At 65.6% G+C, this 14,662-nt stretch carries 10 protein-coding genes; 8 read left to right on the top strand and 2 right to left on the bottom strand.

What is annotated here, in order from left to right:
- The first annotated feature begins 58 nt into the window (after positions 1-58).
- Positions 59-1,468, top strand: a complete 1,410-nt coding sequence (locus GT347_RS20495; protein WP_160553958.1) for a mannose-1-phosphate guanylyltransferase/mannose-6-phosphate isomerase — start codon at positions 59-61, stop codon at positions 1,466-1,468.
- A gap of 78 nt (positions 1,469-1,546) precedes the next feature.
- Here GT347_RS20495 and rpoD read toward each other — a convergent pair whose 3' ends face one another.
- Positions 1,547-3,949, bottom strand: a complete 2,403-nt coding sequence (gene rpoD / locus GT347_RS20500; protein WP_160553959.1) for an RNA polymerase sigma factor RpoD — start codon at positions 3,947-3,949, stop codon at positions 1,547-1,549.
- A gap of 282 nt (positions 3,950-4,231) precedes the next feature.
- Entirely contained in the window at positions 4,232-6,268 is a 2,037-nt protein-coding gene (gene dnaG / locus GT347_RS20505; RefSeq protein WP_160553960.1) for a DNA primase, read from the bottom strand.
- A 279-nt stretch (positions 6,269-6,547) separates the two neighbouring features.
- On the opposite strand from dnaG, the gene uppS reads away from it, so the two are divergent.
- The 7 genes from uppS (at position 6,548) to rfbG (ending at position 14,660) form a co-directional block, all read left to right on the top strand.
- Complete coding sequence (gene uppS / locus GT347_RS20510) at positions 6,548-7,252, top strand: polyprenyl diphosphate synthase (protein WP_229722932.1); 705 nt, start codon at positions 6,548-6,550, stop codon at positions 7,250-7,252.
- 116 nt (positions 7,253-7,368) lie between these two features.
- Positions 7,369-9,849 (top strand): SLBB domain-containing protein, encoded by a 2,481-nt coding sequence (locus GT347_RS20515; protein ID WP_229722408.1) that lies wholly within the window; start codon positions 7,369-7,371, stop codon positions 9,847-9,849.
- 1 nt (position 9,850) lies between these two features.
- Positions 9,851-11,053, top strand: a complete 1,203-nt coding sequence (locus tag GT347_RS20520; protein WP_229722409.1) for a Wzz/FepE/Etk N-terminal domain-containing protein — start codon at positions 9,851-9,853, stop codon at positions 11,051-11,053.
- A gap of 4 nt (positions 11,054-11,057) precedes the next feature.
- The gene (locus tag GT347_RS20525; protein ID WP_160553962.1) at positions 11,058-11,747 is read left to right on the top strand and encodes a sugar transferase; all 690 of its coding nucleotides are present in this window, start codon (positions 11,058-11,060) and stop codon (positions 11,745-11,747) included.
- A 36-nt stretch (positions 11,748-11,783) separates the two neighbouring features.
- Entirely contained in the window at positions 11,784-12,779 is a 996-nt protein-coding gene (locus tag GT347_RS20530) for a 2Fe-2S iron-sulfur cluster-binding protein (protein ID WP_160553963.1), read from the top strand.
- Between the two features lie 20 nt (positions 12,780-12,799).
- A complete protein-coding gene (gene rfbF / locus GT347_RS20535) occupies positions 12,800-13,573 on the top strand; it encodes a glucose-1-phosphate cytidylyltransferase (RefSeq protein ID WP_160553964.1) in 774 nt (257 codons plus the stop codon).
- A gap of 1 nt (position 13,574) precedes the next feature.
- Positions 13,575-14,660 (top strand): CDP-glucose 4,6-dehydratase, encoded by a 1,086-nt coding sequence (gene rfbG / locus GT347_RS20540; RefSeq protein ID WP_160553965.1) that lies wholly within the window; start codon positions 13,575-13,577, stop codon positions 14,658-14,660.
- The last annotated feature ends 2 nt before the right edge of the window (positions 14,661-14,662 follow it).

Consider the following 14,662-nt stretch of genomic DNA (forward strand, 5'->3'; position numbering starts at 1 on the left):
TACTCGCGCGCACTTCCCGCCTTCCCCTCTCCCTCGCACTTCCGCCGAAGTCTTCCCGATGATTCCAGTCATTCTGTCCGGCGGCTCCGGCACGCGTCTCTGGCCGCTGTCGCGCTCGGCTTATCCGAAGCAGTTTCTCGGCGTGACCGAAGAGCGCACCCTGTTCCAGCTGACGCTGGCGCGGCTCGAAGGCCTGCCGGACGTACAACCGCCCCTCATCGTGGGCAACGAGAACCACCGCTTCATCCTGGGCGAGCAACTGCATGCACTGGGCATCAAGCCCCATGCCATCCTGCTGGAACCCGTCGGCCGCAACACGGCGCCGGCCATCGCCGCGGCAGCCGCCGCTGCCATGGCGGACGGCGCCGACCCGCTGCTGCTGATCCTGGCCGCCGACCATGTCATCGGCGATACGCAAGCCTTCCAGCAGGCCGTGCGGATCGGCATTCCGGCGGCCGAGTCCGGTGCCATCGTCACCTTCGGCATCGTGCCGACCTCGCCAGAGACCGGCTACGGCTATATCCAGGTGGCCGAACGCCTGTCGGGCGACCATGCCATCCCGGCAACCGCCTTCGTGGAAAAGCCCGACCTGGCCACCGCGCAGAAGTACCTGGCCGACGGCCGCCACCTCTGGAACAGCGGCATGTTCCTGTTCAAGGCCTCGGTGCTGATGGCGGAACTGGACCGCTTCGCGCCCGCCGTGGCCGAGGCCGCCCGCTCGGCCGTCGCCAAGGCCCGCGCGGACCTCGACTTCCTGCGCCTGGACAAGGACGCCTTCAGTGCCTCGCCCGAGGACTCCATCGACTACGCGGTGATGGAGAAGTCCGACAAGGTGCAGGTCGTCCCCATGTCGGCCGGCTGGAGCGACGTGGGCGCCTGGAACGCCGTATGGGACGTGGCCACCAAGGACCCGCAGGGCAACGCCACCCGCGGCGACGTGCTGCTGCACGGCGTGAACCACAGCTATGTGCATGCCGACCATCGTCTGGTGGCGGTGGTGGGCCTGGACGACGTGGTGGTCGTCGAGACCTCGGATGCGGTGCTGGTAGCGGCCCGCGGCGCGGTGCAGGACGTCAAGAAGATCGTCGACAAGCTGAAAGCCGGCAAGCGCCCCGAAGCCGGCCTGCATCGCGAGGTGTTCCGGCCCTGGGGCTCCTACGACTCGATCGACCAGGCCGACCGCTACCAGGTCAAGCGCATCACCGTGAACCCGGGCCAGAAGCTGTCGGTGCAGATGCACCACCACCGCGCCGAGCACTGGGTGGTGGTGTCGGGCACGGCCAAGGTCTGGCTGGGCGACAAGGAAGTGCTGCTCACCGAGAACCAGTCGACCTACATCCCGGTGGGTGTGATTCACGCGCTGGAGAATCCGGGCAAGATTCCGCTGGAGCTGATCGAGGTGCAGTCCGGGCCCTATTTGGGCGAGGACGACATCGTGCGCTTCGAGGATCGCTACGGCCGGGCCTGATCCGCCAGTCCACAAAGAAAAAGCCCCGTGCAGCGATGCACGGGGCTTTGTCGTTCAAGAGGCCCGAAGGCCGGCCGCTTACAGCGTATCGATGAAGCTGCGCAGCTTGTCGCTGCGGCTCGGGTGCTTCAATTTGCGCAGTGCCTTGGCCTCGATCTGGCGGATGCGTTCACGCGTCACGTCGAACTGCTTGCCCACTTCTTCCAGCGTGTGGTCGGTGGACATCTCGATGCCGAAACGCATGCGCAGCACCTTGGCTTCGCGCGGGGTCAGGCCGTCGAGGATGTCCTTGACCACGTCGCGCAGGCCGGCCTGCATGGCGGCGTCGATCGGGGCGGTGTTGGCCTGGTCCTCGATGAAGTCGCCGAGGTGGCTGTCGTCGTCGTCGCCGATCGGCGTTTCCATGGAGATCGGCTCCTTGGCGATCTTCATGATCTTGCGGATCTTGTCTTCCGGAATCTCCATCTTGGCCGCCAGGATGGAGGCGTCCGGCTCGAAGCCGAACTCCTGCAGATGCTGGCGCGAGATGCGGTTCATCTTGTTGATCGTCTCGATCATGTGCACCGGGATGCGGATGGTGCGCGCCTGGTCGGCGATCGAGCGGGTGATGGCCTGGCGGATCCACCAGGTGGCGTAGGTCGAGAACTTGTAGCCGCGGCGGTATTCGAACTTGTCCACCGCCTTCATCAGGCCGATGTTGCCTTCCTGGATCAGGTCCAGGAACTGCAGGCCGCGGTTGGTGTACTTCTTGGCGATCGAGATCACCAGGCGCAGGTTGGCCTCGATCATTTCCTTCTTCGCGTCACGCGAAGAGGACTCGCCGGCGTTCATGCGCTTGTTGATGTCCTTCAGTTGCGTCAGCGGCACCACCACACGCGACTGCAGGTCGATCAGCTTCTGCTGAAGTTCCTGCACCGGCGGGATGTTGCGGGTCAGCACCGTGCTCCAGGGCTTGCCGGCGGCGGCCTGCTTCTCGACCCACTTCAGGTTCAGCAGGTTGGGCGGGAAATCCTTCACGAAGGTTTCCTGCGGCATGCCGCACTTCTCCACGATGATCTTGCGCAGTTCGCGTTCCTTCTTGCGCACGTCCTCGACCTGGGCGCGCACCAGGTCGCACAGCTTCTCGATGGTCTTGGCCGTGAAGCGGATGGTCATCAGCTCCTCGGAGATCTGCACCTGGGCCGACATGTACGAGGCGCCGCCGTAGCCTTCCTTGTCGTAGATGGCGTGCATCTTCTCGAACAGCTCGCGCAGGCGGTCGAAGCGGGAGAGGGCGTCGCGCTTCAATTCTTCGAGCTTCTTGGTCAGCGCCTTGGAGCCGCCCTTGCCGTCGTCGTCGTCTTCCTCGTCGAACTCGTCGAAGTCTTCCTCGGCCACGTAGTCGTCGGCCTCGTTCGGGTTCGAAAAGCCATCGACCACGGTGGAGATGACGACCTTGCCCTCGCGGATTTCCTCGCCCATGCGCAGGATCTCGGCGATGGTGGCGGGCGATGCGGAGATCGCCTCCATCATGGCCATCAGGCCGCCTTCGATGCGCTTGGCGATCTCGATTTCGCCTTCGCGGGTCAGCAGCTCGACCGTGCCCATTTCACGCATGTACATGCGGACCGGGTCGGTGGTGCGGCCGAATTCGCTGTCCACGGTGGACAGGGCGGCTTCGGCGGCTTCTTCGGCTTCTTCTTCCGTGGCGCCGGTCTGCGCGGTGTTGGTCACCAGCAGGGTCTCGGCATCGGGCGTCTGCTCGTACACCGCCACGCCCAGGTCGTTGAGCATGGTGATGACGACTTCCAGGGTTTCCTGGTCGACCAGCTTGTCGGGCAAGTGGTCGGAGATTTCGCTGTGCGTCAGGAAGCCGCGGGTCTTGCCGAGCTTGATCAGGGTCTTCAGGCGCGAACGGCGCTTGGCCATGTCTTCTTCGGACAGGACGGTCTCGTCCAGCCCGAATTCCTTCATCAGCGCGCGCTCCTTGGCCTTGCTGATCTTCATGCGCAGCGGCTTGACCTTCTCGACCACGCCGGCGGGGGTGGCGGCGACTTCGGTCTCGGCTTCGACTTCACCTTCGAGGTCGGCTTCGATGTCGGACATGTCGGCATCGTCCACGGCCGGTCCGCTCGATGCGGCGGCGGTGGTGGCGGCCTTGGGCTTGCGGCCGCGCTTGGCGGGGGCCGGTGCGGCGGCGGCGGCGCCTTCGGTGGCGGCGGCCGCGGCGGCCTTGGGCGGGCGGCCCGGCTTCTTCTTGGTTTCGGTCGAAGCGGCGGCTGCCTTCAGGATTTCGTCGGCGGCGGCCTTGAGCGATGCTTTGGTGGACACGGGTTGCGGGGCTTTCTTGTCGGCGGCTGCGGAGGTTTTGGCAGGCTTGGCGGTCTTTGCGGACTTGGCCGGAGCCTTGGCTGCGCTGCTGGCTGTGGGTTTCACCGTGGTCACGGCATTCTTGGCCGGGTGGGTTGGCTGGGCAGACTTCGCGGGCTTTTGAACAGGCATGAACACCTCAACTCAAAAAATTCACAACACAAAGAAAACTGGGGCGCCACGGCCCGGCGGAGGAGAAACGAGATGGCGGGAACAGACATCGGCGAATGAATGTTCCGCCACCCGTAGGTGGGGGAGGCTTCCCCCGACGACAAGGGTGTGGGCGATCATTTGGTGTGCAGCCCTTGCGGTGAGATTGGCCAGTCGCGCGCTGTGGCGTCGGTGGGCCGGATCCGGAGGTACTGCTGTCGCTCTTGCCGTCAGCAACCTGACATTATAGCTTCTACGCGAATTTCAAGAGGCCTTTGGTGCCGATTCCAGTGCCAATCGGCGCGAATGCAGGCTGCGATAACGCTCCAGCGCACCCGGGTCGGTGCCGACCTCGGCGATCGCCGCCGTCTCCTGGGCCTTGAGCGATTCGACCTGCATGCGCACCACGCAATCGCGCAGCTCGCCGCGCAGTTCGCCGGTGTTGGTCTCGAAACCGGCCTGCGGGCCCTGCATCACCTTCAGCGCCAGGTTTTCGCTGGCATGGCCCTGCAGGGCCTCGCGCAGTTCCGGCCAGGCCTGCGGGCCGTGTTCGTGGAACTGGCCTTCGAGCCAGACGAAGAGGGGGCCGTGCGGCGGCGGCAGGGCGCTCAGCAGTTCGCGGTCGTCGTGGCCCAGGGTGTCCAGCGCTTCGGCGTCCAGCAGCAGCAGGCGCGCGGCGGTGTCCGGGCGGTTCACGCCGGGCGTGCGCGGGCCGCGGCCGGGCGGCTCGGCATAGGGGTCGACCGGTTCGGGGCGTTTCCACTTGCCGTCCGGGGTACGGGTCCAGCGGCTGGCGCCCGGCTTGGCGTCGCGCCGCTGGCCGCCGGCCGGCGCAGAGCCGTGCTCCGCATGGCCGTGGCCATGGCTGGCATCGGCCAACTCATAGAGATCCGGCAGCAGGTCGTGCGGCATGTGCGGCGGCATGTCGGGCATGTCGCCATCGAAGGCCGGTGCGTGCTCGGGCGGGCGCCGGTCGCCGCGCTGCGGCTTGCCCCAGAGACTGGCCAGTTCCTGGGAGTCGAGATGGACGGCGGTGGCGATGTCGCCGAGCAAGGCCCGGCGCAGCGCGCCGTCGGGCATGGACATCCACAGCGGCCGTGCCTGGCTGGCCATGCGGGCGCGGCCTTCGGCGGTGTCGACATCGCAGTCCTCGCGCGCCGCATCCAGCAGGAAACGGCTGAGCGGCACGGCGGACTCGACCATGCGTGCGAAAGCCTCCTGGCCCTCGGCGCGGATGAAGCTGTCGGGATCGTGCTCGCTCGGCAGGAACAAGAAGCGCACCGCACGCACGTCGGTAGCGAAGGGCAGGGCGGCTTCCAGCGCCTTGCGGGCCGCGCGCCGGCCGGCGTTGTCGCCGTCGAAGCTGAAGACCACCGTATCGGTGAAACGAAACAGTTTCTGCACATGCTCGCTGGTGCAGGCGGTGCCCAGCGTGGCCACGGTGTTGGCAAAACCCAGCTGCGCCAGGGCGACCACGTCCATATAGCCCTCGGTCACCAGGGCGTAGCCCTTCTCGCGCACGGCGGTGCGGGCCTCGAAGAGGCCGTAGAGTTCGCGGCCCTTGCTGAAGACCGGTGTCTCGGGCGAATTGAGGTATTTGGGTTTCTCGTCGCCCAGCACCCGGCCGCCGAAGCCTATGCATTCGCCCTTCACATTGCGGATCGGGAACATCACCCGGTCGCGGAAGCGGTCGTAGCGCTTGCGCTGGGATTCGGGAACGTCGTCTGCCGCTTCACCGGCGATGACCAGGCCGCTCTCCACCAGCAGGGGGTCGTCGTAGGCGGGGAACACGCCGGCCAGCGCCCGCCAGCCTTCCGGCGCGTAGCCCAGCCCGAAGCGCTGCGCGATCTGCCCCGACACGCCCCGGCCCTTGAAATACTGGATGGCCCGCGAGGACTTGCGCAGCTGCTGGCGGAACGCATCGCCAGCCTTTTCCAGCACCTCGAAAAGCGTCACCTGCTTGGCGCGCTGCGCGGCCAGGCGTTCGCGTTCGCCGGCGGCGATGTTGTCCTGCGGCACCGTCATGCCGGCCTGCTGGGCCAGGTCCTGTACCGCCTCGACGAAGCTGGCGCCGGTGTATTCGGTCAGGAACTTGATGGCGTCACCGCTCACTCCGCAGCCGAAGCAGTGATAGAACTGCTTGACCGGGCTGACCGAGAAGGATGGCGACTTCTCGTCGTGAAAAGGACACAAACCCATGAAGTTTGCGCCCGCTTTCTTGAGGGTGACGTGGCGGCCGACGACCTCGACCACGTCGGTGCGGGAGATCAGGTCCTGGATGAACGATGCTGGAATGGCCACGTCGTGGATTATCCGGTGAGGGGATAGACGGACCACGTCCGGGAGGGTCAAGTCCATTAGACTACGCGCCTGCCGAAATATGACGTTGCCGCGATATTGCGTTAACAAACACGAAACGCTCGGCCAAGCCTGTGCAGGGTCACAGAAGCTGCCGCCGCCCTCAGAAAGTCCAGAAATCAGATGAAGCACCACGGGGTGGATCGGTCCCAATCGCCTGGGGACACCGCGTCTGCCGCCGGTGTTCGCGACAGCGCCATCCCGCGCCATGTGGCGATCATCATGGACGGCAACCGGCGCTGGGCCACGCAACGCGGCCTGCCCCAGATGATGGGCCATGCCAGCGGCGCCAGGCGCATCCGCCCGCTGGTGGAGCGCTGCATGGCGGCGGGCGTGGAATGCCTCACCCTGTTCGCCTTCAGCACCGAGAACTGGCGCCGTCCCGAACAGGAAGTCTCGGGCCTGACCAAGCTCTTTTTGCGCTATCTGCGCAAGGAAGCCGGCGACCTGCACCTGCGCGGCATCCGGCTGAAGATCATCGGCGACGTCAGCCGTTTCGAGCGGCCGCTGTGCCAGCTGTTCGAAGAAGTGGAGCTGCTCACCCGCGACAACATAGGCCTGACCCTGACCGTGGCCGTCAACTACGGCGGCCGCTGGGATGTGACCCGCGCGATGCGTGCCTGGATGACGGCCAACCCCGGCGCCTCCCCGGAAACGCTGGACGAAGCGGCGCTGCAGCCCTACTTCAGTACCGGTGACATGCCCGACCCGGACCTGCTGATCCGCACCGGCGGTGAAGTGCGCGTGAGCAACTTCATGCTGTGGCAGATGGCCTATACCGAGATGTATTTCACGGAGACCCTGTTTCCTGCGTTCACCGTTCAGCGCCTGGACGAATCGCTTGTATGGTTCGCCGGTCGCAACCGGCGTTTCGGTGCTTCGGATCCGCCGCCGCGGGAGCCGGGCCTGCGCAGCGCTTCGGCCTGAGGCGTGCGTTTCTTTGTATTCACTTCGTTCGCGACTGACGGTCCACCCCACCTGATGCGCCCTGCGCCGGCTGCGTCCGGGGACCTGTTTTGCACGTCATGACAACCAATCGATCCATGCCCCAGCTTCTGCGCCGCCTTCTCGCGGCAGGTTTGTGCCTGTCCATTGCCGTGGGGCCTGCACACGCCCAGTTCTACCTGGGTACCTTCGGCAATACCGGGCCGACGAGTGGCGCCACGAGCGGCACGTCGTCCGGTACCGGCGCGGCGTCGTCGGTCGGCGCAGGAGCAGGAGCCGGAGCAGGCACGGGTGCCGGTTCGGCGGCAAATGCCGCCGGTGCCGATGCACCTGGCCAGGGTGGCAGCCGGCTCGATTCCAGTGCCCGCTCCCTGAGCAGGGGCGCCCGCAGCAGCGCAGCCGACAGCGGCGACCAGCAGACGCAGCCGCTCGACGACTCGATCAATACCCGTGGCGATTCGCGCCGGGCCCGCACGCCAGCCAAACCCAGCCAGTTCCAGCAGTTCGTGGAACAGGCCACCGGCCGGCTGCTGCCGATCTACGGCAGCGAGCTTTTCGACACGCCCAAGGTCGCCTACGTGCCGGACGGCAATTCGGCCGCGCCTTCGAGTTATGTGCTCGGCCCGGGCGACGAAGTGCGGCTGCAGGTCTGGGGCGGCGTCGATTTCGACGGCACCCTCACCATCGACCGCAACGGCCAGGTCGCCATTCCGCGCGCCGGCGTGGTCACGCTGGCGGGTGTGCGTGAAAAGGACGTGGAGAGTGCCCTGCGCGCCCAGCTCGGCAAGACCTTCACCAATTTCGACCTGAACGCCAACCTCGGCCGGCTGCGCAGCGTGCAGGTCTACGTGGTGGGCCAGGCGCAGCGGCCCGGCACCTTCACCCTGTCGAGCCTGAGCACCCTGGTCAACGCGGTGTTCGCCAGCGGCGGCCCCAACGCCAACGGCAGCATGCGCAACATCGAGCTGCGCCGCGGCGGCAGCAAGGTCACCACGCTGGACCTCTACAACTTCATCGGCTCCGGCGACAAGAGCGGCGATGTGGCCCTGCAGGCCGGCGACGTCATCGTGATACCGCCGGTGGGGCCGCGCGTGGCGATCACCGGGGCGCTCGACCAGGCGGCGATCTACGAGCTCAAAGGTTCGCAGACTTCGCTTAGCAGCATCCTGGCACTGAGCGGCGGCGTGCCCACGCTGGCAGCCACCTCCAAGGCGCTGGTCGAACGTGTCGTGCCCGGCCAGAACCCGCCGCGTCAGGTGCAGGACGTGAAGCTGGATGCGCAGGGCCTGGGCCTGCCGCTTCAGGACGGCGACATCGTGACCCTGCTCAACATCAGCCCCGCGTTCGCCAACGCGGTCACGCTGCAGGGCAATGTGGCGGCGCCGCTGCGCTACCGCTGGTTCCCGGGGATGAAGCTGCGCGACCTGATTCCAGAGAAGGATGCGCTGATCACGCCCAACTATTACCAGCGCAAGAACTTGCTGGTGCAGACGCTGGATGGCGATCGCGGCATCCAGGCGATCGATGCGACCGGCACGGCAGGTGCGGATGTCGATTCGGCACGCAAGGCTGGCGCCACTCTTAGCGACCGCGTGCGCAGCATGGTCGATCAAATCAACTGGGACTACGCCGTCATCGAGCGCCTGGACCGTGATCAACTGAAGACGACCCTGATTCCCTTCAGCCCCGGCAAGCTGCTGCTGAGCGGGGACGAAAGCCAGAACCTGGAACTGCAGCCGGGCGATGTGGTCACCGTGTTGAGCCAGAAGGACCTGAAGCTGCCGGTGCTGCGCCAGACGCGCCTTGTGCGGCTCGAAGGTGAAGTGGCCGCTGCGGGTCTGTACGAGGTCAAGCCTGGCGAAACGCTGCGCCAACTGATCGAGCGTGTCGGCGGGCTCACGCCGCAGGCTTATGTTTTCGGCACTGCCATTGACCGCGAGTCGGTGCGCAAGAAGCAGCAAGAGAACCTGGACCAGTTGATCCGCCGGCTGGAGTCGCAGCAGCAAAGCCAGATTTCCTTCCTGATCGCCAACCGCACGAACGTCGATGCGGTCGTGCTGCAGCAGCAACAGCTGCTGGCGCGTTCGCAGATCCAGAGCCTGCGCACCTTGCGCAGCGACGGACGCATCGCGCTTGAACTCGATCCCAAGCAGCAAACTGTCGTGGCGCTGCCGGACCTGCCGCTGGAAGACGGTGACCATATCCTGGTGCCGTCCACACCTGGTTTCGTGAGCGTGACCGGTGCCGTCAACAACGAGAACGTATTCATCTATCGGACCGGCAAGACCGTGGCCGATGTGGCGCAGGCCGCCGGCCTGCGCGAAGAGGCGGATCAGGACCAGATGTTCGTACTGCGTGCCGATGGCAGCATCGTGACTCGCGGCGATGCCGGCGGCGGTTTCTTCGGCGGCGGCTTCGACAAACTGGCGTTGATGCCGGGCGACACGCTCGTGGTTCCGGAGAAGCTCGATCGTGAGACCACCCGTAATTTCGTGGTCCGTCAGCTGAAGGACTTCACCCAAATCCTGTCCCAGTTCGGACTGGGCATCGCGGCCATCAAGGTCATCCAGGGTCTCTAAGGTGGCGAACGAATTTCAGAACAGGGTGGCGCTGGACGATACGCTGGCGCAAGACGAGCCCGGTCGTGACTTGATCGACCTGCTGCAGGTTGTGGCGGACAACCTGCGTTTGCTGGTGCTCGCACCGGTGGGTGTGGCGGTGCTGGCTTTTGCGGTGACGTTCGCGATTGCTCCGACCTACACCGCCATCGCCACTTTTTTGCCGCCTCAGCAGCAGCAGAGCATGGCGTCCAGCGTGCTGCAGTCGCTTGGTTCGCTCGGCGGCCTTGCAGGTGCCGCCACGGGTTTGAAAAACCCGACGGACCAGTTCGTGTCATTCCTCAAGAGCAATGCGGTCGAGGATGAACTGGTTCAGCGCTTTGGGCTGATGGATCGGTACGAGGCCAAGTTCAAGGGCGATGCGCGCAAGCAGTTGGAGAAAAACACGCGCATCGCAGCCGGTAAGGACAACATCGTGACGGTGGAGTTCGACGATCACGATCCGGCCTTCGCCGCCCAGGTAGCGAATGCCTACCCCGAGGAATTGACCCGCCTGCTCGGACGCCTGGCCATCACCGAGGCGCAGCAGCGCCGCGTTTTCTTCGGAAAGCAGCTTGCGGAGACCAAGGACAGGCTCGTCGCGGCCGAACAGGCGCTTGCAGCAACCGGAGTCAGCGTCGCCACCCTCAACGCCAATCCCGCCACGGCGCTCGAAGGGCCGGCGCGGCTGCGCGCGCAGGTGACCGCACAGGAAGTCAAGCTTGCGTCCATGCGCAGTTTCCTGACCGAGGCCGCGCCCGAGTTCCGGCAGGCGCAGGCCGAGCTGGCCGCACTGCGCAAGGAGCTGGCTCGCGCTGAAACGGCGCAGCCCGCCAGCAGTACGAACGGGGTCGCCGGCGGTAATGACTACATCGCCAAGTACCGCGACTTCAAATACCAGGAGACACTGTTGGAGTTGTTTTCCCGCCAGTACGAACTGGCCCGGGTGGACGAAAGCCGGGAGGGCGCCGTGGTCCAGTCCCTGGATGCGGCACAGCCGCCCGAGCACAAATCTAAGCCCCGCAGGGCCATTGTGGCGGCCGTAGCGGGTGCTGGCAGCTTTCTGCTCCTCCTGATCTTCATCTTTGCGCGCCGGAGCTGGCTCGATGCAAGGGCGGATGGTCAATCGGCCGAGCGCATTGAACGGTTGAGTGCGTCCTGGCGGCGCGCCTTGGGTCGAGGATAGGCCGATGCGGCGATCCGAAGAAGAGACGCAGCACCAGATGATCGCTGCCAAGGATGCGTGGGGCGAGCAGGAAGGTTGGGGAAAACGGGCCGCCAAGCGTGGCGTCGATATCGTGGGCGCCCTGCTGTTTTTCACTTTGTTCAGCGGCATCTTTATCCTGATCTGGTGGACTGTGCTCGCAACCACCGGCGGGCCGGCGACCTACAAGCACCGCCGGGTCGGCCGCGATGGCCGTGAATTCGATTGCCTGAAATTCCGCTCGATGGTGACCAACTCGGCCGAAGTGTTGCGCGATCTGCTGGAAAACGATCCGCAGGCGCGCGAGGAATGGACCACCACCTTCAAGCTGCGCCGCGATCCGCGCATCACACGCTTCGGCGCGTTCATCCGCAAAACCAGTCTCGACGAACTGCCGCAGTTCTGGAACGTCCTGCGCGGCGACATGAGCATCGTCGGACCACGTCCGGTGGTGCAACTGGAACTGGACACCTATTACGGGCCGTATGCGCAGGCCTACTGCAAGATGCGTCCGGGCATCACGGGCCCCTGGCAAGTGAATGGCCGCTCCAACACCACCTATGCGGAGCGTGTCGCCATGGACGCCTCGTACGTGCGCAACTGGACCCTTCTGGGTGACCTGAGCCTGATCGCCAGAACCGTCGGTGCTGTCTTTTCGGGGCGCGGCTCCTACTGATGCCATGTACCTGATCCTTACCCGGAGGAGCGGCGGATGACGCAGGTGGTCCTCGCAAACGACAAACGCTTCGAGGCCACGGCCCCGACCACGATCCTGGACGCTGCGCGCGCGGCCGGCATCGTCTTGGAGCACAGCTGCCGCACCGGCCGCTGCGGTACCTGCAAGGCGCGTGTCGTGCGGGGCCGCACCGAGTCCGTCGGCGACGACAGCGGCCTGAGCGATGCCGACCGCCAGACCGGCCACATCCTCACCTGCACCAGCGCCGCGATCGACGAGGTCCACCTGGACATCGATGACGTCAGCCTGTTGGCGGACTTCCCCAGCCGGACCACGCCCTGTCGCATCGATGCGCTCGACCGGCCGGCCGTAGACGTCCTGCGCGTCCTGCTGCGCTTTCCGCCGAAGGCCGCACCGCGTTACCTGCCCGGCCAGTATGTGGACGTCATCGGCCCTGGCGGCGTGCGCCGCAGCTACTCGGTGGCGAATGCCCCATCGGCCGATGGCCGCCTGGAACTGCATATCCGCGCGGTCCCCGGCGGCGCGCTCAGCGCCTATTGGTTCGGTGCAGCCAAAGCCGGAGACCTTCTGCGCCTGGAAGGCCCCAAGGGAAGTTTCTTCCTGCGCGACGTGGCCGGCCTGGACCTGGTCTTCCTGGCCACCGGCACCGGCATCGCACCGGTCAAGGCCATGCTGGAAGGCATGGCGGACCGCGTCACGCCGGGCCTGCCGCGCTCGGTCACCGTGTTGTGGGGCGGCCGGCATGCCGTCGATCTCTATTGGCAGGTGGCCGCCGGGGGTGTCGAATCCCTGGAATATGTGCCCGTGCTTTCGAGGGCGGGCGATGACTGGCAGGGCGCGCGCGGTCACGTCCAGCAGGCCCTGCTCGACCGGCAGCCCGACTGGTCCCGGACCATGGTGTATGCCTGCGGCTCGGCCGCCATGATCGCCAGCGCGTCGGAGCAACTGGTCGCAGCGGGTCTGCCGCCCCGGCGTTTCTTATCGGACGCCTTCGTCAGTTCATCCATTTAATTTCTAGCAAGCAGGAAAAAATGAAGGCAGTGATTCTGGCCGGCGGCCTCGGTACTCGCTTGAGCGAGGAGACCGCCACCCGGCCCAAACCCATGGTCGAGGTCGGCGGCAAGCCCATCCTCTGGCACATCCTCAAGACCTACGCGCACCATGGTGTGAACGACTTCGTCATCTGCTGCGGCTACAAGGGCTATGTCATCAAGGAGTACTTCGCCAACTACTTCCTGCACATGTCCGACGTCACCTTCGACATGAGCCACAACAGGATGGAAGTCCACCACAAACGCGCCGAGCCCTGGTGTGTCACCCTGGTGGATACCGGCGACGACTCGATGACAGGCGGGCGCCTCAAGCGCGTCGCCGACTACGTCAAGGACGAGGAAGCCTTCTGCTTCACCTACGGCGACGGCGTGGCCGACGTCGACATCGGCAAGACGATCGCTTTCCACAAGCAGCACGGCAAGGCGGCCACCCTGACCGCCACGTACCCGCCCGGCCGCTTCGGTGCTTTGGACATGGAAAATGGCAAGGTGCGCAGCTTCCGGGAAAAACCCAAGGGCGACGGGGCCATGATCAACGGCGGCTACTTCGTTCTTTCCCCCAAGGTGCTGGGCTATCTCGCCGACGATTCCACCACCTGGGAGCAAGAGCCCCTGAACCGCCTGGCCGAGGCCGGCGAACTGATGGCCTACGAGCACCACGGCTTCTGGCAGCCGATGGACACGTTGCGCGACAAGCACCTGCTCGAAGACCTCTGGGCTTCCGGCAAGGCGCCCTGGAAAGTCTGGAGCTGACGTGGCGGGCCTGGTCGATCCCGATTTCTGGCGCGGCAAGCGTGTCTTCCTGACCGGTCACACCGGCTTCAAGGGAAGCTGGCTGTCGCTGTGGCTGCAGTCCATGGGCGCGGTCGTGCACGGCTTCTCGCTGGCACCGCCTACCCGACCTGCCCTGTTCGACGAGGCCCGTGTCGCAGTCGGCATGGAGTCGACCATCTCCGACATCCGCGACCTAGCCGCTGTACGCGCCTGCATGCACGCTTTCCAGCCGGAGATCGTGCTGCATATGGCCGCGCAGCCGCTGGTGCGCCTGTCGTATGCAGAGCCGGTCGAAACCTATGCCACCAACGTCATGGGCACGGTACATGTGCTAGAAGCTGCCCGGTCGGCCGGCACGGTCAGGGCCATCGTCAGCGTGACAACCGATAAATGCTACGAGAACCAGGAGTGGGTTTGGGGCTATCGGGAAGACGAGCCCATGGGCGGGCACGATCCCTACAGCAACAGCAAGGGCTGCGCCGAACTCGTGACCAGCGCCTACCGGCGTTCCTTCATGCAGAAGGAGGGTATCGCCCTGGCCTCCGCCCGCGCGGGCAACGTCATCGGCGGTGGCGACTGGGCGCTGGACCGCCTGGTCCCCGACATCCTGCGTGCCTTCCAGGAAGACCGCCCTGTGGTCATCCGCAACCCCAATTCCACCCGGCCCTGGCAGCATGTTCTGGAGCCGTTGTCGGGCTACCTGGTGCTGGCCCAGCGCCTGTTCGGCGACGGCCAGGCTGTGGCGGAGGGCTGGAACTTCGGCCCGCGCGACGAGGATGCCCGCCCTGTGCAGTGGATCGTGGAGCAGATGGCCCGACAGTGGGGTGAAAATGCCCGCTGGCAACTCGACGGCGCCGACCATCCGCACGAGGCCGGCTACCTCAAGCTGGATATTTCCAAGGCACGCCACCGCCTCGGCTGGCAGCCGCGCTGGACCTTGGGCCAAGCACTGGAGCACATCCTTCACTGGCACCAAGCCTGGCTGGGGCAACAAGACATGCGCAGGACCTGCGAAACGCAGATCGCGCAGTACATGACATCGATGAAAAAGGAATCTCTCTCGTGAAC

The sequence above is a fragment of the Xylophilus rhododendri genome, assembly GCF_009906855.1.
Lineage (GTDB): Bacteria > Pseudomonadota > Gammaproteobacteria > Burkholderiales > Burkholderiaceae_C > Xylophilus > Xylophilus rhododendri.

Bases quoted from the DNA above. Each gene is read 5' to 3' on its own strand.
- GT347_RS20525 (WP_160553962.1), top strand. From the start codon at position 11,058: ATGCGGCGATCCGAAGAAGAGACGCAGCACCAGATGATCGCTGCCAAG.
- rfbF (WP_160553964.1), top strand. From the start codon at position 12,800: ATGAAGGCAGTGATTCTGGCCGGCGGCCTCGGTACTCGCTTGAGCGAG.
- GT347_RS20515 (WP_229722408.1), top strand. From the start codon at position 7,369: ATGCCCCAGCTTCTGCGCCGCCTTCTCGCGGCAGGTTTGTGCCTGTCC.
- rpoD (WP_160553959.1), bottom strand. From the start codon at position 3,949: ATGCCTGTTCAAAAGCCCGCGAAGTCTGCCCAGCCAACCCACCCGGCC.
- GT347_RS20495 (WP_160553958.1), top strand. From the start codon at position 59: ATGATTCCAGTCATTCTGTCCGGCGGCTCCGGCACGCGTCTCTGGCCG.
- GT347_RS20530 (WP_160553963.1), top strand. From the start codon at position 11,784: ATGACGCAGGTGGTCCTCGCAAACGACAAACGCTTCGAGGCCACGGCC.
- uppS (WP_229722932.1), top strand. From the start codon at position 6,548: ATGGACGGCAACCGGCGCTGGGCCACGCAACGCGGCCTGCCCCAGATG.